Annotated in this window: 19 protein-coding genes; 2 read left to right on the top strand and 17 right to left on the bottom strand. The window is 70.6% G+C overall.

Features of this window, described 5'->3' with window-relative positions:
* Nucleotides 1-13: 13 nt before the first annotated feature.
* The 16 genes from relA to pgsA all read right to left on the bottom strand — a co-directional run bounded on the left by relA (nt 14) and on the right by pgsA (nt 16,596).
* A complete protein-coding gene (gene relA, locus ABZ915_RS20595) occupies nt 14-2,554 on the bottom strand; it encodes a GTP pyrophosphokinase (protein WP_361804731.1) in 2,541 nt (846 codons plus the stop codon).
* 318 nt (nt 2,555-2,872) lie between these two features.
* Complete coding sequence (locus ABZ915_RS20590; RefSeq protein ID WP_361804728.1) at nt 2,873-3,412, bottom strand: adenine phosphoribosyltransferase; 540 nt, start codon at nt 3,410-3,412, stop codon at nt 2,873-2,875.
* Nucleotides 3,409-4,524: a protein translocase subunit SecF gene (secF, locus tag ABZ915_RS20585; protein WP_361804725.1), complete on the bottom strand. Its 1,116-nt coding sequence runs from the start codon at nt 4,522-4,524 to the stop codon at nt 3,409-3,411. The genes ABZ915_RS20590 and secF overlap by 4 nt, the downstream gene beginning before the upstream one ends.
* A gap of 3 nt (nt 4,525-4,527) precedes the next feature.
* The gene (gene secD, locus ABZ915_RS20580; protein ID WP_361804722.1) at nt 4,528-6,315 is read right to left on the bottom strand and encodes a protein translocase subunit SecD; all 1,788 of its coding nucleotides are present in this window, start codon (nt 6,313-6,315) and stop codon (nt 4,528-4,530) included.
* A 143-nt stretch (nt 6,316-6,458) separates the two neighbouring features.
* Nucleotides 6,459-6,959 carry a preprotein translocase subunit YajC gene (yajC, locus tag ABZ915_RS20575; protein WP_361804719.1) on the bottom strand — a complete coding sequence of 167 codons (501 nt, stop codon included), beginning with the start codon at nt 6,957-6,959 and terminating at the stop codon, nt 6,459-6,461.
* A gap of 191 nt (nt 6,960-7,150) precedes the next feature.
* A complete protein-coding gene (gene ruvB / locus ABZ915_RS20570; protein ID WP_361804716.1) occupies nt 7,151-8,233 on the bottom strand; it encodes a Holliday junction branch migration DNA helicase RuvB in 1,083 nt (360 codons plus the stop codon).
* Nucleotides 8,234-8,261: 28 nt separating this feature from the next.
* Entirely contained in the window at nt 8,262-8,867 is a 606-nt protein-coding gene (ruvA, locus tag ABZ915_RS20565; protein ID WP_361804713.1) for a Holliday junction branch migration protein RuvA, read from the bottom strand.
* On the bottom strand, nt 8,864-9,409 hold the full coding sequence (ruvC, locus tag ABZ915_RS20560; RefSeq protein WP_361804710.1) for a crossover junction endodeoxyribonuclease RuvC: 546 nt from the start codon (nt 9,407-9,409) through the stop codon (nt 8,864-8,866). The genes ruvA and ruvC overlap by 4 nt, the downstream gene beginning before the upstream one ends.
* Before the next feature lie 123 nt (nt 9,410-9,532).
* Entirely contained in the window at nt 9,533-10,285 is a 753-nt protein-coding gene (locus ABZ915_RS20555; protein WP_361804707.1) for a YebC/PmpR family DNA-binding transcriptional regulator, read from the bottom strand.
* Between the two features lie 52 nt (nt 10,286-10,337).
* The gene (gene pdxT, locus ABZ915_RS20550; protein WP_361804704.1) at nt 10,338-10,943 is read right to left on the bottom strand and encodes a pyridoxal 5'-phosphate synthase glutaminase subunit PdxT; all 606 of its coding nucleotides are present in this window, start codon (nt 10,941-10,943) and stop codon (nt 10,338-10,340) included.
* A complete protein-coding gene (gene pdxS / locus ABZ915_RS20545) occupies nt 10,940-11,845 on the bottom strand; it encodes a pyridoxal 5'-phosphate synthase lyase subunit PdxS (RefSeq protein WP_361804701.1) in 906 nt (301 codons plus the stop codon). Before pdxS ends, pdxT begins: the two co-directional genes overlap by 4 nt.
* 137 nt (nt 11,846-11,982) lie before the next feature.
* Nucleotides 11,983-12,693, bottom strand: a complete 711-nt coding sequence (locus tag ABZ915_RS20540) for a lasso peptide biosynthesis B2 protein (protein ID WP_361804698.1) — start codon at nt 12,691-12,693, stop codon at nt 11,983-11,985.
* Between the two features lie 512 nt (nt 12,694-13,205).
* A complete protein-coding gene (locus ABZ915_RS20535; protein WP_361804695.1) occupies nt 13,206-13,751 on the bottom strand; it encodes a hypothetical protein in 546 nt (181 codons plus the stop codon).
* A 30-nt stretch (nt 13,752-13,781) separates the two neighbouring features.
* Nucleotides 13,782-14,945, bottom strand: a complete 1,164-nt coding sequence (locus ABZ915_RS20530) for a glycosyltransferase family 4 protein (protein WP_361804692.1) — start codon at nt 14,943-14,945, stop codon at nt 13,782-13,784.
* Nucleotides 14,942-15,862: a phosphatidylinositol mannoside acyltransferase gene (locus tag ABZ915_RS20525; protein ID WP_361804689.1), complete on the bottom strand. Its 921-nt coding sequence runs from the start codon at nt 15,860-15,862 to the stop codon at nt 14,942-14,944. The genes ABZ915_RS20530 and ABZ915_RS20525 overlap by 4 nt, the downstream gene beginning before the upstream one ends.
* Nucleotides 15,859-16,596, bottom strand: coding sequence for a phosphatidylinositol phosphate synthase (gene pgsA / locus ABZ915_RS20520; protein ID WP_361804686.1), 738 nt, complete (start codon nt 16,594-16,596; stop codon nt 15,859-15,861). The genes ABZ915_RS20525 and pgsA overlap by 4 nt, the downstream gene beginning before the upstream one ends.
* A gap of 239 nt (nt 16,597-16,835) precedes the next feature.
* Between pgsA and ABZ915_RS20515 the strand changes: the two genes are divergently transcribed.
* The gene (locus tag ABZ915_RS20515; protein ID WP_361804684.1) at nt 16,836-19,034 is read left to right on the top strand and encodes an elongation factor G-like protein EF-G2; all 2,199 of its coding nucleotides are present in this window, start codon (nt 16,836-16,838) and stop codon (nt 19,032-19,034) included.
* Between the two features lie 186 nt (nt 19,035-19,220).
* Nucleotides 19,221-20,867 carry a hypothetical protein gene (locus tag ABZ915_RS20510; protein ID WP_361804681.1) on the top strand — a complete coding sequence of 549 codons (1,647 nt, stop codon included), beginning with the start codon at nt 19,221-19,223 and terminating at the stop codon, nt 20,865-20,867.
* Between the two features lie 41 nt (nt 20,868-20,908).
* Here the strand turns inward: ABZ915_RS20510 and ABZ915_RS20505 are convergent, their stop codons facing one another.
* On the bottom strand, nt 20,909-21,469 hold the full coding sequence (locus tag ABZ915_RS20505; RefSeq protein ID WP_361441064.1) for an HIT domain-containing protein: 561 nt from the start codon (nt 21,467-21,469) through the stop codon (nt 20,909-20,911).
* Between the last annotated feature and the right edge of the window lie 39 nt (nt 21,470-21,508).

The following is a 21,508-nucleotide window of genomic DNA, read 5'->3' as shown; positions in this document are numbered from 1 at the left end:
GCAACCGGGCCGGCTAGGACCGGTTGCGCGCGGAGGTCACGCGGTACACGTCGTACACGCCCTCCACACCGCGCACCGCCTTCAGGACGTGCCCGAGGTGCTTGGGGTCGCCCATCTCGAAGGTGAAGCGGGAGGTGGCCACGCGGTCGCGGGAGGTCTGGACGGCCGCGGAGAGGATGTTGACGTGTTGGTCGGACAGGACGCGGGTGACGTCCGACAGCAGGCGGGAGCGGTCCAGGGCCTCGACCTGGATGGCGACCAGGAAGACCGAGGACTGGGTGGGCGCCCACTCGACGTCGAGGATGCGCTCCGGTTCACGGGACAGTGACTCCACGTTGACGCAGTCGCTGCGGTGAACCGATACGCCGCTACCGCGCGTGACGAAGCCGATGATCGGGTCGCCGGGGACCGGCGTACAGCAGCGGGCCAGCTTGACCCACACGTCCTCGACGCCCTTGACGACGACGCCCGGGTCGGCGCTGGAGCGGCGCTTGCGGCCGCGCCCGCGGGACGGCGGTACCGCCTCGTCGATCTCCTCGGTGGCCGCCTCCTCGCCGCCGAGTGCGGAGACGAGCTTCTGCACCACGTTCTGCGCGGAGACATGGCCCTCGCCGATCGCCGCGTACAGCGCGGAGATGTCCGGGTAGCGCATCTCGTGCGCGAGGGTGACCAGCGAGTCACCGGTGAGGATGCGCTGGATCGGCAGGTTCTGCTTGCGCATGGCGCGGACGATGGCGTCCTTGCCCTGCTCGATCGCCTCGTCGCGCCGCTCCTTGGAGAACCAGGCCCGGATCTTGTTGCGGGCGCGCGGCGACTTCACGAAGCCGAGCCAGTCGCGGGAGGGGCCCGCGCCGGGTGCCTTGGAGGTGAAGACCTCGACCAGGTCGCCGTTGTCCAGGGTGGACTCGAGCGGTACGAGGCGGCCGTTGACCCGCGCCCCTATGGTGCGGTGGCCGACCTCGGTGTGCACCGCGTACGCGAAGTCGACCGGGGTGGCGCCGGCCGGGAGCGCGATGACGTCGCCCTTGGGGGTGAAGACGAAGACCTCGTTGCGGGACAGGTCGAAGCGCAGCGACTCGAGGAACTCGCCCGGGTCCTCGGTCTCCTTCTGCCAGTCGAGAAGCTGGCGCAGCCACGCCATGTCGTTGAGGTGATCGTCCTTGCCCTTGCCGGACGACTTGGGCGCGTCGGTACGGATCTTGGAGGCACCGGCGACGGCCTCCTGCTTGTACTTCCAGTGCGCGGCGATGCCGTACTCGGCGCGGCGGTGCATGTCGAACGTACGGATCTGGAGTTCGACCGGCTTGCCGTTGGGCCCGATGACCGTCGTGTGCAGCGACTGGTACATGTTGAACTTGGGCATCGCGATGTAGTCCTTGAACCGGCCGGGGACCGGGTTCCATCGCGCGTGCACCGTGCCCAGGGCCGCGTAGCAGTCGCGCACGGTGTCGACGAGGACGCGGATGCCCACCAGGTCGTAGATCTCGGCGAAGTCGCGGCCTCGCACGATCATCTTCTGGTAGACGCTGTAGTAGTGCTTCGGGCGGCCGGTGACGGTCGCCTTGATACGGGCGGCGCGCAGGTCGGCCTGGACCTCGTCGGTCACTATCGCCAGGTACTCGTCGCGCTTGGGCGCCCGCTCGGCGACGAGCCGCACGATCTCGTCGTACATCTTGGGATAGAGGATCGCGAACGCGAGGTCCTCCAGCTCCCACTTGATGGTGTTCATGCCCAGCCGGTGGGCGAGCGGCGCGTAGATCTCCAGCGTCTCGCGCGCCTTCTTCTCCTGCTTCTCGCGCTTGAGGTAACGCATGGTGCGCATGTTGTGCAGGCGGTCGGCGAGCTTGATGACCAGGACGCGCGGGTCCTTGGCCATGGCGACGACCATCTTGCGCACCGTCTCGGCCTGCGCGGCCTCGCCGAACTTGACCTTGTCCAGCTTGGTGACGCCGTCGACGAGGAGCGCGACGGTGTCACCGAAGTCGCGGCGCAGCTGGTCGAGGCCGTACTCGGTGTCCTCGACGGTGTCGTGCAGCAGGCCGGCCATCAGGGTGGCCGGGTCCATGCCCAGCTCGGCCAGGATGGTGGTGACCGCCAGCGGGTGCGTGATGTACGGGTCGCCGCTCTTGCGCTTCTGGCCGCGGTGCCAGCGCTCGGCGACCTGGTAGGCGCGCTCGATCTGGCGCAGGGTGGCGTTCTCGATCTTGGGGTCGTTGCTGCGGACTATGCGCAGCAAGGGCTCCAGGACCGGGTTGTAGGGGTTGGCGCGCTGGACGCCCAGCCGGGCGAGGCGGGCGCGGACGCGGTTGGAGGAGCCGGAGCGCGCGGGCTGTCCGGTGGACTGACGGGCCGCCGGGGAGTGCGCGGCACGCTCGGGCGGGACCGGCTTGGGGCGCACGCTCTCGGCCGACTTCTCCACGGGCGCGGACTGGGCGTGCTCGACCGGCCCGCGGGTGTCGTTCTTCGCGTGGGGCGCGTTCGGCGCGGGCTTGGCCGCGGACGCCGAGGCGGACTCGGGCTTGGCGGCGGTCAGTGGCTGGGCCTCGTCTGGCAAGAGGGCTCCTCGTGCGCGATCCGGGTCCCCCGGTCAGGCTCCGGAGCCTCCATGGTAGCGATCCTGTGCTCCGGCTTCGCCTTCAGACCGATGTGAGGACGGTCTACTACCGATGTGAGGACGGTCTACTCGTGAAACACGAGCCGCCTCCGAGGGATTCCGCCGGCACGGCCACCGGGTGTCACAGGGGTGTCCCACGGGTTACCGCAGGCCCTGTCACGCCCACCCGCAACTCCCCCGACCGCGAGCCTGCACCGGCCGAAGACGCAGCCGAGGCCGCCCCGGACGCACCAGGACGGCCTCGGCGACCAATGTGACTCAGACCCGCAGCAGCGCTTCCAGCGGAGCGCCACGCAGCGCCGCCTCCAGTCGCGGACGGCCCGCGAGGAAGCACAGCTCCATCAGCACCGCCACGCCCGCGATCTCGGCGCCCGCGCGGTGGATGAGCTGGATGGCCGCCTCGGCGGTACCCCCCGTGGCGAGGACGTCGTCCACGATGAGGATGCGGTCACCGGAGACCAGATCCTCCGCGTGCACCTCGATCTCGGCCGACCCGTACTCCAGGTCGTACGACTGCCGGAGGGTGGCCCCGGGCAGCTTGCCCGCCTTGCGTACGGGGATGAAGCCGAGCCCCGCCCGGACGGCCACCGGGGCGCCCAGGATGAAGCCGCGGGCCTCCAGCCCGACGATCTTGGTGGCGCCGGTGCGCTCGGCGATCTCCGCCAGCGCGTCGGTCAGCGCGGTGAACGCCGCCGGGTCCGCCAGGAGCGGGGTGATGTCCTTGAACATCACGCCCTGCTCCGGGTAGTCCTCGACGTCCCGGATGCGGCTGAGCAGCAGTTCCTCGATGTCGGTCATCGGCGCTTCCCCGAGGGTCGGCCCCGGCCCCGGCCGCGGGACGCGGGCTGGTTGCGCGGGCCCACGACGGCCGCGGCCGCGGCGTCGTCGTCGGGCTCGTCGACGGCGGTGGGCCGGGTCCCGGCGAGCTCCTCCTCGGTGGCGGCCTGGGCCCGCTTGGCGAGGACGCGCTTCTTGAGGGCCTTCATCTGCGGCTCCGCCTCCTTGAGGTCGGCGACGAGCGGCGTGGCGATGAAGATCGACGAGTAGGCACCGGCGGCGAGACCGACGAACAGCGACAGCGAGATGTCGTTGAGCGTGCCCGCGCCGAGGAAGCCGCCACCGATGAACAGCAGGCCCGCGACCGGCAGCAGCGCGACCACCGTGGTGTTGATCGAACGCACCAGGGTGCCGTTGATCGACTGGTTGGCGATGTCGCTGTAGGTGAAGCGGGTCTGCTTGGTGATGTCCTTCGTCTGCTCCTTGAGGCTGTCGAAGACGACGACCGTGTCGTAGAGCGAGTAACCGAGGATGGTCAGCAGACCGATGACGGTGCCGGGGGTGACCTCGAAGCCGACGAGGGCGTAGATACCGGTGGTGATGGTGATGTCGTGGATCAGGGCGACGAACGCCGCCACCGCCATGCGCCACTCGAAGGCGATCGCCAGGTAGATCACCACGAGCACCATGAAGATCGCCAGACCCTCCCAGGCCTTGTTGGCGATCTGCTCACCCCAGCTCGGGCCGACCAGGTCGGCGGCGAGCTTCTCCGGGTCGAGGTTGAGGTCCTTGGCCAGGGTCTGCTTGATCTGGTCGGACTTGTCGGTGTCGATGCCGGCGATCTGGATGCGCAGGCTGCCGTTGCCGAGCTTCTGTACGACCGCCTCGTGGCCGGCGGCGTCCTGCGCGTACTCCTCCGCCTTGGCCACCGAGGTGCTCATGTGGGTCGGCGTCGTGAAGACCGCTCCGCCCTTGAACTCGATGCCCATGTTCAGGCCGCGCACCGCCAGGCCGAGGATGGCCGTGATGGTGATCAGGATCGAGACGCCGTACCAGATCTTGCGCTTGCCGACGAAGTCGTAGCTGATCTCGCCGCGGTGCAGTCGCGCGCCGAGGTCGCCGAGTTTCGACATCGCTCACGCCTCCTTCGGGTCGACAGGGCCGGCGGCGGGACCGGCGGGACGGCGGGTGCGGCGCAGCGGCGGCTTGGCACCCAGGCTCTTCGGGTCGAGGCCGGACCACTTGTGGCCGTTCGCGAAGAACTTGCGGCGGGCGAGCAGTGTCATGAGCGGCTTGGTGAAGAGGAAGACGACGACCACGTCGAGCACGGTGGTCAGGCCGAGCGTGAACGCGAAGCCACGCACCTTGCCGACGGTCACGGTGAACAGCACCGCCGCGGCGAGGAACGACACGAAGTCGGAGACCAGGACCGTGCGCCGGGCACGCGGCCAGGCCCGCTCGACGGCGGGACGCAGCGTGCGGCCCTCGCGGATCTCGTCCCGGATGCGTTCGAAGTACACGATGAACGAGTCCGCGGTGATACCGATGGCGACGATGGCACCGCAGACGGCCGGAAGGTTCAGCGCGAAGCCGATGGCCGGGCCGAGGAGCGCCATGATCACGTAGGTGAGGATCGCGGAGACCAGCAGTGAGGCCATGGCCACGAGCGACAGACCGCGGTAGTAGGCGATCAGGTAGATCACGACCAGGGCGAGGCCGATGGCGCCGGCGAGCAGACCGGCGTGCAGCTGCTGACCGCCGAGCGCGGCGGTCACCGTGGTGACGGTCTCCTCCTTGAAGGAGAGCGGCAGGGCGCCGTACGACAGCATGTTGCCGAGGCTCTGCGCCTCCTGCTGGGTGAAGCTGCCGGAGATCTCCGCCTGGCCGCCGGTGATGGCCTGCTGCACGTACGGGCTGGAGACGACGTCGCCGTCGAGGACGATGGCGAACTCGTTCTGCGGCTCCTGGTTCTTGGCCAGCTGGCCGGTGATGTCGGCGAACTTCTTCGCCCCGCTGCCGGTGAACGTCATCTGGACCTGCCAGCCGGCGGCGCCCTGGGTGTCGTAGACCGCCTGGGCCTTCTTCACCTCGGTGCCGTCCACGGCGGCCGGGCCGAGCAGGTACTTGTACCAGGTGTTCTTGACCTTGCCGCAGGCCACGGTCGACTCGCCGGGCTTGGCGTTCGTGCCGGCCTTGGCCCGGTCGGCGGCCTTGGAGCAGTCCAGGGCGGTGTACTGGGCCTGGAGCTTGGCGGCCGTCTTGTCGGTGGCGCTGCCCGAGGAGCTCGACGAGGCGGAGGGGCTCGGGGAGGCCGAGGACTTCGCGGAGGCCGAGGACGACGGCGTGGCGTCGGCCTTCAGGGCGTCGCTGACCGCGCGGCCCTGCGAGGTGGCGGTGGCGGTCGGGGACGCGGAGGAGGACGAGGACGCCTTCTCCTTGGAGGAGGCGCTGCTCGAGGGGCTCGGCGAACCGCTGCCGCTGGGGGACGCGCTCGGCGACGGACTCTGCGAGGCGGCGACGCCGCTGGGCTCGCTGGTGAGGACCGTGCGGAAGTACAGCTTGGCGGTGGTGCCGACCTGCTGCTGGGCCTCCTTGGAGTTGGTGCCCTTGGGGATGTTGACGATGATGTGGTCGTTCCCCTGGGTCTGCACCTCCGCCTCGGAGACGCCCAGGCCGTTGACACGGCGGTCCATGATCTCGACCGCGGTGTTCATGTTGGCCTGGTTGATCGCGGATCCCTGGTCGGCCTTCGCCTTGAGCGTGATGCTCGTGCCGCCGGCGAGGTCGATGCCGAGACGCGGAGTGGTGTTTCCGGAGGCGAACATGCCCCCGGTGAGCGCCACGATGGCGATCAGGATGAGGGCCAGCGAGCGCCCTGGCTTGCTCTGGGCACTCGCGCTCCGGCCCCTCTTAGGTGCTGCCACCTTCTCGTACTCCCTCTCGGGCCGCCCCGCGCCCGGTCGGGACGCGGTCGGCCATGACATGGTGTCGGGATTCCGTGCGGAAAACAGACGCGCCCGGGGTGCGCCGGCCGCGAACCTATCGCGCCGCGCTCCCCGGGACGTGACTACTTCGCGTCGGAGTCGCCGTCGGTCTTCTTCGGCTCTTCGTCCGCCTTCGCCTCGGCGGTCTCGGCCTCGTCGGCCTTCTCCTCGGACACGTCCTTCTTACCGAGGTCGACGGCCTTGTCGTCGGAGGCGGCGGCAGCGTCGTCGGCGGCGTCGGTCTCGGTGAGGGAGGAGGCGTCGTCCGGGACGACGTCGGCGTCGGACTTCAGGTCGTGCTCGATGCCGTGGACGATGCGGTTGTACTCGTCGTCGGTCAGGACGGCGCCGATCGCGTTCTTGGCGAAGAGGAGGTCGACACCCGGGCCGGCGTCAAGGAGGACCGTGTCCTCGTTGACCTCCTTGACCGTCGCGTACATGCCCCCGATCGTGCGGACGCCGGAGCCGGGCTGCATCTCGTTCCGCATGCTGGCGGCCTGCTGCTGCTTCTTCTTGGCCGAGCGCGTCATCAGGAACATGGCCGCGATGAGCACGATGAACGGGAGAAGGGTCAAGGTATTCACGGGACGGGATTTCCTTCGCGCGACCGCGACGGAGAGCGGCCTGGTCTTTGGGGGTGTGGTTGGCGCCGCCCGCGAAGGCGGCATCGGCGGAGTCTAAGCGAGTCCACGCACATGGAACAACGTTCAGCATGGCACCTGGGTTCCTCCCCCGGCCAATGCCCCCGCCGATGACCTCGCCGATGACCCCGCCGTCACGCCCCGAAGAGGTCCTGTTGTCCGGTTCCACCGGATGTGCCACCGGCTGCCGAGCCGGGTGGGGTGAGGCCGAGATGCGCCCATGCGGCGGGCGTGGCGACCCGCCCGCGCGGGGTGCGGGCGAGCAGGCCCTCGCGTACGAGGAAGGGCTCGGCGACCTCTTCCACGGTCTCCCGCTCCTCCCCCACCGCGACGGCGAGCGTGGACAGGCCGACCGGGCCGCCGCCGAACAGCTTCAGCAGGGCCTGAAGGACCGCCCGGTCGAGCCGGTCCAGACCGCGCTCGTCGACCTCGTACACGGCGAGGGCCGCCCCGGCGATCTCGCGGGTGATCAGCCCGTCGGCCTTGACCTGCGCGTAGTCCCGCACCCGGCGCAGCAGGCGGTTGGCGATGCGGGGCGTGCCGCGGGAGCGGCCGGCGATCTCGGCCGCTCCCGCGGCGTCGATCTCGACGTCGAGGAGGCTCGCGGAGCGGTGCACGACGCGCTCCAGCTCGGCCGGTTCGTAGAACTCCATGTGCGCGGTGAAGCCGAAGCGGTCGCGCAGCGGCGGCGGCAGCAGGCCCGCGCGCGTGGTGGCGCCGACCAGCGTGAAGGGGGGCAGTTCGAGCGGGATGGCGGTGGCACCGGGGCCCTTGCCGACGATGACGTCGACCCGGAAGTCCTCCATGGCCATGTAGAGCATCTCCTCGGCGGGCCGGGACATGCGGTGGATCTCGTCGAGGAAGAGGACCTCGCCCTCCTGGAGGGAGGAGAGGATCGCCGCGAGGTCGCCGGCGTGCTGGATGGCGGGGCCGGACGTGATGCGGATCGGAGCGCCCATCTCGGCGGCGATGATCATCGAGAGGGTGGTCTTGCCGAGGCCGGGGGCGCCGGAGAGCAGCACGTGGTCGGCGGTCGCCCCGCGCGCGCGTGCGGCGCGCAGCACGAGGTCGAGCTGCTCGCGGACCTTCTCCTGGCCGATGAACTCGCCCAGGTCCTTGGGGCGCAGGGCCGCCTCGACGGCCTGGTCCTCACGGTCGGCGACAGAGCCCACCAGCCGCTCGGGGGCGGCGGGGTCGGTCGTGTCGTCCCAGTTCATGTGGTGTGCCTCAGGGTGGTGTGGTCGGTCAGCGGGCGCGGTTGAGGGTCTGCAGGGCGGCCTTCAGCAGCTGGCCCACCTGGGGCGTGCCGCCGCCCGCCTCGGCCTGCGGGGCCACCGCGGCCACCGCCTCGTCGGCCTCGCGGGTGGCGTATCCGAGGCCGATGAGGGCCGCGTGCAGCTGGTCGCGCCAGCCCTGGGTGACGGGTGTGCCCATCGCCGGGGCGCCGATCGGCTCGCCGAGGCGGTCCTTCAGCTCCAGCAGCAGCTTCTGGGCGCCCTTCTTGCCGATGCCGGGGACGGCGACGAGGGCCTTCTCGTCACCGGTGGCGACGGCCCGGCGCAGCGCGTCCGGCGTGTGCACCGCCAGCATCGCCTGGGCGAGTCTCGGGCCGACACCGCTGGCGGTCTGGAGCAGCTCGAAGACCTGGCGCTCGTCGTCGTCGGCGAAGCCGTACAGCGTCAGGGAGTCCTCGCGGACGACCAGGGAGGTGGCCAGTTTGGCCTGCTGGCCCATCCGCAGTCCCGAGAGGGTGTTCGGGGTGCACTGGACGGCGATGCCGATGCCGCCCACCTCGACCACCGCGGAGTCGGGGGCGAGGGCGGCGACCGGTCCGCTGACGAAGGCGATCATCCCGTACGGCCTTTCAGTGTCGGTGCTTTGGCTGCGTGCAGGGCGACGGCCTGCTGGAGCCGGTTCTGCGCGGGGGCGCGCCAGATGTGGCAGATGGCGAGCGCGAGGGCGTCGGCGGCGTCGGCCGGCTTGGGCGGCGCGTCGAGCCGGAGCAGGCGGGTGACCATGGCACCGACCTGGGCCTTGTCGGCGCGTCCGCTGCCGGTGACGGCGGCCTTGACCTCGCTGGGGGTGTGCAGGGCGACGGGGATGCCCCGGCGGGCGGCGCACAGCATGGCGACGGCGCTGGCCTGGGCGGTGCCCATCACGGTCCGTACGTTGTGCTGGCTGAACACCCGCTCCACGGCCACGCATTCGGGCCGGTGCTCGTCGAGCCACTGCTCGATGCCCTGCTCGACGGCGACGAGGCGGTGCCCCAACTCGGCGTCCGCGGGCGTCCGTACGACACCCACGCCCACCATGGTGAGCGGGCGCCCCGCGACCCCCTCGACGACGCCGACACCGCACCGGGTCAGCCCGGGGTCCACCCCGAGTACGCGCACGCGCCCCTCCCTTCGGTCACCTGTTTGTGCAGGCTATCCGGTGCCACCGACAACGGCCGACACGACGACGGGCCGACGGGTGTGTCCCGTCGGCCCGTTCGGTCCGTTCAGCCCGCGGCAGCGTTACGCGTCGACCTTCTCCATGACCTCGTCGCTGACGTCGAAGTTGGCGAAGACGTTCTGCACGTCGTCGCTGTCCTCGAGGGCGTCGATCAGCTTGAAGATCTTCTTGGCGCCCTCCTCGTCCAGCTCGATCTGCATGGTCGGGACGAAGTTGGCCTCGGCGGAGTCGTAGTCGATCCCCGCGTCCTGGAGGGCGGTGCGGACGGCGACCATGTCGGTGGCTTCGCTGAGCACCTCGAAGGACTCGCCCAGGTCGTTGACTTCCTCGGCGCCCGCGTCCAGGACGGCACCCAGGACGTCGTCCTCGGTCAGCTCGCCCTTGGGGACGATCACGACGCCCTTGCGGTTGAAGAGGTACGACACCGAACCGGGGTCGGCCATCGAGCCGCCGTTGCGGGTCATGGCGACACGCACGTCGGAGGCGGCGCGGTTGCGGTTGTCGGTGAGGCACTCGATGAGCACCGCGACACCGTTGGGGCCGTAGCCCTCGTACATGATCGTCTCGTAGTCGGCACCGCCGGCCTCAAGGCCACCGCCGCGCTTGACCGCGGAGTCGATGTTCTTGTTCGGCACCGACTGCTTCTTCGCCTTCTGGATGGCGTCGTAGAGGGTCGGGTTGCCCTCGATGTCGACGCCGCCCATACGGGCCGCGACCTCGATGTTCTTGATCAGCTTCGCGAAGAGCTTGCCACGCTTGGCATCGATCACGGCCTTCTTGTGCTTCGTCGTAGCCCATTTAGAGTGGCCGGACATCTGCCTGTCTCCTTCGCGTAACCCATCCGAACAACGAACGCCAGAGATCCTACTAGGACTCCGTAGCCCGGTTCGCGTGCACCATGTCGACGAACAGGGCGTGCACACGGTGGTCGCCGGTCAGTTCCGGGTGGAACGACGTGGCCAGCGCGTTGCCCTGGCGGACCGCGACGATGTGGCCCTCGTGCTCGGCGAGCACCTCTGTCTCGGCACCGACGGACTCGACCCAGGGGGCGCGGATGAAAACGCCCTCTACAGGATCGCCCGCGACGCCCTGGACGTCGACCGCCGCCTCGAACGACTCGTTCTGGCGCCCGAAGGCGTTGCGGCGCACGATCATGTCGATACCGCCGACGGTCTCCTGGCCCGAGCGCGGGTCGAGGATCTTGTCGGCGAGCATGATCATGCCCGCGCAGGTGCCGTAGACGGGCATGCCGTCCTGCACGCGCGCGCGGAGCGGGTCCATCACGCCGAAGAGGATGGCCAGCTTGGAGATGGTCGTGGACTCGCCGCCGGGGAGGACGAGGCCGTCCACCTCGGCGAGTTCCTCGGGGCGCCGCACCGGCCTGGCCACGGCGTCGGCCGCGGCCAGGGCGACGAGATGCTCCCGTACGTCACCCTGGAGCGCGAGCACTCCGACCACGGGAGGGGTCATCACCAGCCCCGGTTCGCGTAGCGCTCGGTCTCGGGGAGGGTGTCGCAGTTGATGCCGACCATGGCCTCGCCGAGGTTGCGGGAAGCGTCCGCGATGATCTTCGGGTCGTCGTAGAAGGTGGTGGCCTTGACGATGGCGGCGGCGCGCTTGGCCGGGTCGCCGGACTTGAAGATGCCGGAGCCGACGAAGACACCCTCGGCGCCGAGCTGGCGCATCAGGGCGGCGTCGGCCGGGGTGGCCACGCCACCGGCGGAGAACAGCACCACGGGGAGCTTGCCGAGCTCGGCGACCTCCTTGACCAGCTCGTACGGGGCGCGCAGCTCCTTGGCGGCGGCGTACAGCTCGTGGTTGTCGAAGCCGCGCAGCCTGGCGATCTCGTTCTTGATCTGGCGGAGGTGGCGGACCGCCTCGACGACGTTGCCGGTGCCGGCCTCGCCCTTGGAGCGGATCATCGCGGCACCCTCGGCGATGCGGCGCAGGGCCTCGCCCAGGTTGGTGGCACCACAGACGAAGGGGGTGGTGAAGGCCCACTTGTCGGAGTGGTTGACCTCGTCGGCCGGGGTGAGGACCTCGGACTCGTCGATGTAGTCCACGCCGAGCGACTGAAGTACCTGGGCCTCGACGAAGTGGCCGATGCGGGACTTGGCCATGACCGGGATCGAGACCGCCTCGATGATTCCCTCGATCATGTCGGGGTCGGACATGCGGGCCACGCCGCCGTCCTTGCGGATGTCGGCCGGGACCCGCTCCAGTGCCATGACGGCGACGGCGCCCGCGTCCTCGGCGATCTTCGCCTGCTCCGGCGTGACGACGTCCATGATCACACCGCCCTTGAGCTGCTCGGCCATGCCGCGCTTCACACGGGCGGTGCCGGTCTCGGGAGCCTGGTTCTCGATGCTGGACACGGGTGACCTCACTGAAGGGAAGAGGATTACTGCTTGCTAGAGGAAACGGGAGTGGACCAGGCCACAGCAAGGGCCAATGGCAAGCCGGTGGATCCTTTTCGATCGGCCCGCCTGCGGTTCCCCTCTCCCGCGCGGGGTCAGCGCTCCCGGTCGTGGGACACCGGCGCGATGGACATCAGGGTCTTGAAGTGGCCCCTGAGGTGGCCCTCGCCGACGAGCCGACCCTCGGCCTCGACCCAGGCGTGGGCGGCGAAGGGGTGGGTGCGCACGCCGGTGCACCAGGTGGGCCAGGCCCCGCGCACCCGGCAGAGGAGGGCGGTGGCGATCGTGCGTTGCAGACATCCCGAACAGCCGCGGGAGTTCACCGGGAGGTACGACGAGGTGCTCGGCGCGGTCCAGGACGCCGATGGCGTGGGCGGCGAAGGCGGCGTCGTCGTCGCCGGCCTCGGCCTCGGCCTCACCCACCGGAAGGTCACCAGCGACGTCGAGTCCATGCCGCCGGACAGGTCCGAGCTCAGTCGGCCGCGGCCGGGGGCACGTTCGTCCAGGGCGGCGACGAGGGCCTCCCGGACGGCTTCGGCGTCCTCCGCCAGGGAGAGCTCCGGAGCCGGCGGCTGCCACCGTCTCACCTCGCGCACCCGGTCCCGCTCCCACACCAGGCAGTGGTCCGGCGCCGACGCGGAGATCCCGGACCACAGCGGCCGGTCCGCCAATGAGGGCGGCAAGAATCCTCCCGTGGCCACCCGGAGGGCCAGCGTCGTCTCGTCGATCCCGGCGCCGGTCATCGCCGCGAGCGCATCGGCCCGGTCGGCGGCCACGTCCACCTGGTGCAGCCTGGTGTGGAACACCCGGCGCGGTCCGGTCCGCTCCCCTGGAAGCGGACCTCTCCGTCGACCGATGCCACCACATGGCAGGAACCGGGCAGGCCCGCCGACGGCGCGTCCGCCTCGGACACCCTCCGCACCCGGGCGGCGGGTTCGGTGAGCCGGGAGGCAATGACATCTTCGGCCACTACTCCGGCGGCTTCTGATCGCCGGTCGCCGGTTCTCGGAGAGCTGAGCGAATGAGTGGCACCGGGTTCGTGGTCCTGCCGGACACGGCGGCCTCGGGCGAGGCTCGCGCGGCCGTCCCGTGGGAGGAGCCGCAGGAGTTCTCGCACGCCTCGGGGCGGCCGTGGCTGGTTTTTGCACCGTACACACGATCGGAGGGCATGATCCATCCGGTTTTCACTCAAGCCACAGGGGACCCTCAGTTCGGTCACAGACACCGGCAAGATCGCCGGTGGTCTGCGGAAAGGATCATCGAGCGCTACGGGAAACGCGTTCGCACCGCCGTCCTGCGGGTGGCCTGAATCCGGCGCTCACGTCCTCGAACGGTCCGTCAGCACCGCCGGTGGCTCGTCGTCCATCTCGAAGGCCATCGGAAACGGTGCGTGGCCGGCCAGCCGGAACCAGCGCACCTTGCGGTGCTCGCGGAGTCTGCGGGCGGCGCCCACGGCGTCGTTGTGGAAGCGGCGGGCCATGGGAACACGGCGGACGGCCTCGGTCAGTTCGCGGGTCGCGGCCTCTCCGCCGGGCGCCTCGTGGACGACCTCCAGTTGCCGCGCGTCCGCGAACACCGCCCGCAGCGCCTGGCTCAGCTCGCTCTCGGCGACCTCCCGCTGCTCCTCCTCGGCCTGCCGGGCGGCGTGCGCGGCCTCGTAGAGCACTATCGAGGCGGCGGGGTCCAGTACCCCGGAGGTGGCCAGTTCCTGGGTCACGGAGGCCCGCCGGACCAACTGGGCGTCGAGCGCGGCGCGCGCCGCGTCGATGCGCGCGTGCAGCCGGTCCAGCCGCCCCGCGGTCCAGCTCAGGTACAGGCCGATCGCGACGAGCGCGACGAGGATCCAGATCAATGTTGCGGTCACGGGCGGCAAGGCTAACCCTCTTCGGCCCGATCAGTCCCGTGCCAGTCCCAGTCGTGCCCGCAGGCCCGAAGTGCGTTCGTCCGCGGCCACCGCCGCCGTGCCGGTCGTCACCGTCTCGTAGACCGAGAGGATGTCCGCGCCGACCGTGGACCAGTCGAAGCGCCGCACATGGGCGCTCCCCCGCTCGCTCAGCTCGGCTCGGCGCTCGGGGTCCTTCAGGAGCCGTACGGCCGCCTCGGCGAGGGCGTCGGCGTCCTCGTTGGCGAACAGTTCGCCGGCCGCGCCCTGGTCGAGGACCTGGGCGAAGGCGTCCAGGTCGGAGGCGAGGACGGGCGCGCCCGCCGACATGGCCTCGACGAGGATGATGCCGAAGCTCTCACCGCCGGTGTTGGGCGCGACGTACAGGTCGATGCTGCGCAGGAAGCGGGCCTTGTCCTCGTCGCTGACCATGCCGAGGAACTCCACGCGCTCGCGCAGCTCGGCCGGCAGCGACTCCACGGCCTCCTCCTCGTCCCCGCGGCCGGCCACCAGCAGCCGGGCCTGCGGCCGCGCGGCGAGGATCTTCGGCAGGGCCCGCATCAGCACCGGCAGGCCCTTGCGGGGCTCGTCGATCCGGCCGATGAAGCCGATGGTGTCACCCTGCCAGTCGGGTCTGGGCTCGGCCCGGGCGAAGAAGTCGACGTCGACGCCGTTCGGGATCACCACCGCGTCCCCGCCGAGGTGCTCGACCAGCGTGCGGCGGGCGTACTCGCTGACCGCGATCCGTGCGCTGATCTTCTCCAGCGCGGCCTGGAGGATCGCGTACGCGGCGATCATCGCGCGCGAGCGGGGGTTGGAGGTGTGGAAGGTGGCCACGATCGGCCCGGACGCCGCCCAGCAGGTCAGCAGGCCCAGCGACGGTGACGTCGGCTCGTGGATGTGGATCACGTCGAACGCGCCGTCGTGCAGCCAGCGCCGTACGCGGGCCGCGGAGAGGAAGCCGAAGTTCAGCCGGGCCACCGAACCGTTGTAGGGCACCGGCACCGCACGGCCGGCCGAGACGACGTACGGCGGGAGCGGGGTGTCGTCGTCGGCGGGGGCGAGCACGGAGACCTCGTGGCCCAGCCGGATGAAGTACTCGGCCAGATCCCGGATGTGGAACTGGACGCCGCCCGGCACGTCCCAGGAGTACGGGCAGACGATGCCGATTCTCACGCGGTCCCCCCGGCGGGAGAACGCGTGGGATCAAGGTCCTTGATCCACAGCCGCTGAAGCATGTGCCAGTCCTCCGGATGGTCGGCGATCCCCGTGGCGAAGGCATCGGCCAGCGCCTGTGTCATGACAGACGCCTTCTCGGCCCGCGTGCCTGACTCGGGCACCTCGATCGGGGCGTGGACGCGGCCCCGCATGACGGGCGAATCGTCGTACCAGAGCGTGACGGGCATCAGCAGCGCCCCGGTCTGCTGGGCGAGGAGGGACGGACCGGCGGGCATCCGCGCGGTCTCGCCGAAGAAGGTCACCTCCACGCCGGACGCGGACAGGTCGCGGTCGGCGACCAGGCACACCAGGCCGCCGTCCCGCAGCCGCCGGGCCAGCGTGCCGAACGCGGAGCCGCCGCTGTGCGGCAGCACCTCCATGCCGAGGCCCTCGCGGTAGGCGACGAACCGGTCGTACAGACTCTCCGGCTTGAGGCGCTCGGCGACCGTGGTGAACGGGGTCTGGAGCTTGGTGGTGACCCAGGCCCCGGCCAGGTCCCAGTTCGCCAGGTGGGGCAGCGCGAGGACGACACCCCTCCCGGAGGCGAGGCCGTCGGTCAGGTGGTGCAGGTCCTTGGGGTCGAAGCCCGCCTTGACCCGCTCGGCGCTCCAGGCGGGAAGCCGGAAGGACTCCATCCAGTAGCGCAGGTACGAGCGCATGCCCGCCCGTGACAGCTCGGCCAGGCGCTCCGGGGTCGCGTCGGGCAGCACGCGCGCGTAGTTGCTCTCCAGCCGCTGCACGCCCTTGCCGCGCTGCTTCCAGGCGAGGTCGGCGATGCCGCGGCCGAGGCGCACCGCGGCCGGCTCGGGGAGCTTCTTGACGGTGCCCCAGCCGAGCCCGTACAGCGCGTCGGTCAGCCGTTCCCCGGCGGTCACTGCGTCGCCTCGCTCCCCCGGGAGGCGTTCGCGCTGTCCGGCCCGGCCGCCGCTTCCGCCTCGGCGGACTCCCGGCGGACCGTGACGACCCGCTGGATCAGCGTGACGAGGCTGCCTACGGCGACGATCCACAGGGCCACGGGCAGCAGGTACTGGATGCCCGGGACGCCGAACTTGTGCAGGCCGGCGAAACCGGCCGCCACCAGCGAGACCACCAGCCGCTCGGCGCGTTCCACGAGCCCGTTGACGGCGACCGGCAGCCCGATCGACTCGCCGCGGGCCTTGGTGTACGACACCACCTGACCGCTGGCCAGGCAGAAGATCGAGACCGCGCACAGCACGTTGTCGTCGCCCTGGCCCGCGTACCACAGGGCGAAGCCGCCGAAGATCGCGCCGTCGGCGACCCGGTCGAGGGTGGAGTCCAGGAAGGCGCCCCAGCGGCTGGAGCGGCCCAGCTGGCGGGCCATGTTGCCGTCGACCAGGTCGGAGAAGACGAACAGTGTGATCACGACCGTGCCCCAGAAGAACTCGCCCCGGGGGTAGAAGACCAGCGCGCCCGCGACCACTCCGGCGGTGCCGATCAGGGTGACCGTGTCGGGGCTGACCCCCCGCCGGATGAGAAACGCGGCGAACGGTGTGAGGACACGCGTGAAGAATGCACGCGCGTACTTGTTCAGCATGGCCTTCCCGACGGTCGGTGTCGCCGCGGCCCTGCTGGCCACCGGCTGGCCCATCGTAGCCACGCGCGCGCGTGGGCGACTGCCGGGCACCCGCACCCGCTGACCGGATCGGGCGCATGGCTCACAACCGCCCTTGGGTGACGCGATCGGTATACCTCATGAGTTCCTCGTATGGACGCGGCATGACGGGAGTGGAAAGCTCGAAGGACCGCGGGCGTCGCCGGAGCCGCCAGTGCACGCGGTGCCGCGTGTCCGCGCCCACAGTGACCTCACCGTGCACGGGAGGCAGGACCATGGGCGACAAGGCGCACACACACCCCGGGGCCGCCGGCAGGGCTACGGCGGCCGACCACCCCGCGTCCGTACGGAATGTGGTATTGGTCGGCCACTCCGGTTCGGGCAAGACGACTCTGGTGGAGGCTCTCGCACTGACCGCGGGAGCGGTGAACCGGGCGGGCCGCGTGGAGGACGGCGGCTCCGTCTCCGACTACGACGACATCGAGCACCGGCAGCAACGCTCGGTACAGCTCTCCCTGGTGCCCGTCGAATGGGACGGGTTCAAGATCAACCTTCTCGACACCCCCGGATACGCCGACTTCGTCGGGGAGCTCAGGGCCGGTCTGCGCGCGGCGGACGCGGCCCTCTTCGTCGTCTCGGCCTCGGACGGGGTGGACGGCTCGACCCGGATGGTGTGGGAGGAGTGCGCGGCCGTCGGTATGCCGCGCGCCATCGTCATCACCCATCTGGAGGCAGCGCGCGCGGATTTCTCGGGCATGACCCGGGTCTGCGCGGAGGAGTTCGGCGCCGACGACCCGGACGCCGTGCTCCCGCTGTACCTGCCGCTGCACGGCCCGGAGGGCCCCGACGGGCACGCGCCCGTGACCGGCCTGACCGGACTGCTGTCGCAGAAGCTGTTCGACTACTCCACCGGGGAGCGCAAGGAGTCCGAGCCGGGCGAGGACCAGCTGCCGCGGATCGAGGAGGCCCGCAACCGCCTCATCGAGGGGATCATCTCCGAGAGCGAGGACGAGACCCTCATGGACCGCTACCTCGGCGGTGAGCAGGTCGACGTCAAGACGCTGATCGAGGACCTGGAGCGGGCCGTCGCGCGCGGCGTGTTCTTCCCCGTCCTGGCCGCCGCCCCCGCGGCCGACGGCGCCAGGCAGGGCCTCGGCACGGTCGAGCTGCTCGAGCTGATCACGGGCGGCTTCCCGACCCCGCTGGAGCGCGACCAGCCCCGGATCACCACGCCCGACGGCAAACCGCGCGAGCTCAAGCCGTGCGATCCCGGCGGACCGCTGGTCGCCGAGGTCGTCAAGACGTCCTCCGACCCCTACGTCGGCCGCATCTCCCTGGTCCGCGTCTTCTCCGGCACCCTGCGTCCCGACGAGACGGTGCACGTCTCCGGGCACGGGCTGGCCGACCGCGGCCACGAGGACCACGACGTCGACGAGCGCGTCGGCGCCCTGTCCACGCCGTTCGGCAAACAGCAGCGCCCGGTCAGTCACGCCGTCGCGGGCGATCTCGCGTGCGTGGCCAAGCTGAACCGCGCCGAGACCGGGGACACCCTGTCCGCCAAGGACGAACCGCTGCTGATGGAGCCGTGGGAGATGCCGGACCCGCTGCTTCCGCTGGCCATCCAGGCGCACAGCAAACCGGACGAGGACAAGCTCAGCCAGGGCCTGTCCCGGCTGGTCGCCGAGGACCCGACCATGCGGCTCGAACAGAACCAGAACACCCACCAGGTGGTGCTGTGGTGCCTGGGCGAGGCCCACGCGGACGTGGCCCTGGAGCGGCTGCGCAGCCGGTACGGCGTCCAGGTCGACGTCGTACCGCACAAGGTGTCGCTGCGCGAGACCTTCGGCACCAGGGCCGCCGGACGCGGACGGCATGTGAAGCAGTCCGGCGGGCACGGGCAGTTCGCCATCTGCGAGATCGAGGTGGAGCCGCTGCCCGGTGGCTCGGGCATCGAGTTCGTGGACAAGGTGGTCGGCGGTGCAGTGCCCCGGCAGTTCATCCCGTCGGTCGAGAAGGGCGTACGGGCGCAGGCCGCCAAGGGGGTGGCCGCCGGATATCCGCTGATCGACGTGCGGATCACGCTGCTGGACGGCAAGGCGCACTCGGTGGACTCCTCCGACGCCGCCTTCCAGACGGCGGGCGCGCTCGCCCTGCGGGAGGCCGCCGCCGACGCGAAGATCCATCTGCTGGAGCCGGTCGCCGAGGTCACCGTGCTGGTCGGCGACGACTACGTGGGCGCCGTGATGAGCGATCTGTCCGGGCGGCGCGGCCGGGTGGTCGGCACCGAGCAGGTGGGCACCGGACGCACCCTGGTACGGGCCGAGGTGCCGGAGATCGAGATCGGCCGGTACGCGGTCGACCTGCGGTCCCTGTCGCACGGCACCGCCCGCTTCAGCCGGGCGTACGCCCGGCACGAACCGATGCCGCCGCAGATCGCCGAACGCGTCCGTGAGGAGGCCAAGGAGGGCTCGTAGGCGGGTGCCGTTCCCTCGTCGGCGGGCGGCTTCGGCCGTCCGCCGACGAATGTCGGTGCCTGCGGATACGCTGATGACGTGATCAACACGCATGCGCCTGATCACCAGGTGTCCTGATCAACAGGTGTGCGGAGCAAGGAAGTCGGGAAGGCCGCAGGAGCGGGGCCGCGGCGATCGGGGGCGGGAATGTCGGTGGGAACGGAATGGGACGGGCCACAGGTGCCCATCTCGGGGGACGAGAGCCAGGCGGCGACCTTCGCCCTGGCCTCGGCGGCCTACCGGGACAGCGGCGTCACGGAGATACTCAAGGCCAACAACGAATGGCATGCGTCGACCGTCAACGACGGCCGGATCTCCCTGTTCAGGCCGAATCTCGGCGAGGCCTTCTCGCGGGCCGTGGTCGACCGCATGCTCGCCCCCGGCCGCAACGCGCTCATCCAGTCCTTCGGGACCGAGCCCCAGGTCGTCGTGGAGCACTGCCTCGCGGCCAACGCCATCCGCCGGGACCGGGACAACCGGCTGAGCGCCGTCATGGTGGTGTGCGGCCTGATCTTCCTGCCCGGACTCCTGGTGTGGCTGCTCGTCTTCCAGATCCGCTCCACCATCGCCAAACTCACCGACAAGCGGGCCGGCGCCCTCGGCACCACGCTGCTGGTCGCCGTCGGAGCGCTCGCCGCGCTGTTCCTGGTGCGCATGCCGTTCCACGGGTTCTGGGCCTGGTACGCGCGCGCGGCCGTGGTCGCTCCGGTGCTGGGCTGGTTCTGGGCCAAGCGCATCTGCGAGCGCACCGCTCACGACCTGCGCGGACGCTGGGACGGCCTGCTCGCCGGCAGCAGCGTCGGCGCCAAGATCCCCGAGTCGGTGCCCAGCAGCCCCGCCCAGACCGCCGCCGAGCAGCTGCGCCAGTCCCTGGCCAAGCTCAGCGCCGAGCAGCAGTCCAACTCCGTCTTCTACGCCGGGCCCAAGGGCATACTCGGCATGGGCACCCGCTGGGGCGCCTGGCAGCTCGCCGAGGACCTGGTCCAGGCCGATCCCGCCCGGGAGATCCACCCCTTCCGCAGCTGGGACGTCATCCGCGCGATCCACGACCAGCTGCGCATGCTGGAGCGCGGCCCGCTGAACACCGGCGGCTTCCCCAAGCCCTCGATCAAGCACTGGATCGTCACGCCGACCGGCGAGAACGCCAAGGCGGTCTCCCGGCCGGAGGGCACCGACGTCGAGTCGTACCAGGTCAAGTCGCACGCCATACAGGACATCTGCAACAAGCAGCAGTTCGGCAGCGGCGACCGGCACTACCTCGGGGTGCAGTGGACGCTGTGGGACGGCCAGTTGATCATCACCATGCTGATCACCGTCACCGTGCTGCACGAGACGCTGCGCATCGAGGTGACCGGGCACGCGCTGGGACCGGTGCACTCGCTGTTCACCTCGAAGCCGGAGGCGCCGACGAAATCGGTCGCCAAGTCCCTCAAGCCGTGGGAGTCCCGCACGATCAAGCTGCCGCTGGTCGACGCCGACGAGGTGGTACGACTGGCCGCGCGGGCACCGCTGACCTGGTACCCGCCGCTGCTGAACTGGCTCGGCGGCACGCTCGGGCTGCCCGAGCCGTTCGGACTCCGGCACGTCTGGGCGGACAAGCCGTGGCGCCACCGGTTCATGGCCGACGACGCACTGCGCGCCGCCACGCCGGTGCTGCGGGTGGTGCACTCGTCGGCGATCAAGGTGCTGCGGGAGAACGGCGTGGACGTCGAGAAGTTCGGCGCGCGGTCGGCGTTCCTCAGCGGGCAGGTGCAGGATCCGACTCCCAAGAAGGCGGATCTGTACGAGGCGTAGTTCCCGGGGGGCCGCGCCCCCCGAGAACCAACACCGCGTTCTCAGACCGTCGGCCAGGCCTCCGCCAGCATCTTGCGGGTGTCCGCCAGCAGCTGCGGCAGCACTCTCGTGTGGCCGACCACCGGCATGAAGTTCGTGTCGCCGCCCCAGCGGGGCACGATGTGCTGGTGGAGGTGGGCGGCGATGCCCGCGCCCGCCACGGTGCCCTGGTTCATGCCGATGTTGAAACCCTGCGCGCCGGAGGCGGTGCGCAGGGCCGTCATCGCCTGCTTGGTCAGCTCGGCCAGTTCGGTGGTCTCCGGACCGGTGAGTTCGGTGTAGTCCGCGACGTGCCGGTAGGGCACGGTCATCAGGTGACCGCCGTTGTACGGGTAGAGGTTGAGCACCGCGTACACGTGCTCACCGCGCCGGACGACCAGCCCGTCCTCGTCGGACTTGGCCGGGATCGAGCAGAAGGGGCAGCCGTCGCCGGCACCCGGGCCGCTCGGCTTGTTCTCGCCCTGGATGTAGGCCATCCGGTGGGGCGTCCACAGGCGCTGGAACGCGTCCTGCGTCCCCACTCCGATCTGCTGCTCCGGCTCACTCGTCATGCAACGCAGCATATGGCCTGCCGGAACACGACAGGCCTCCGGGGAACCGAA

The organism is Streptomyces sp. NPDC046915, assembly GCF_040644935.1.
GTDB lineage: Bacteria > Actinomycetota > Actinomycetes > Streptomycetales > Streptomycetaceae > Streptomyces.
This window is presented reverse-complemented; position numbering and strand designations above follow the sequence as displayed.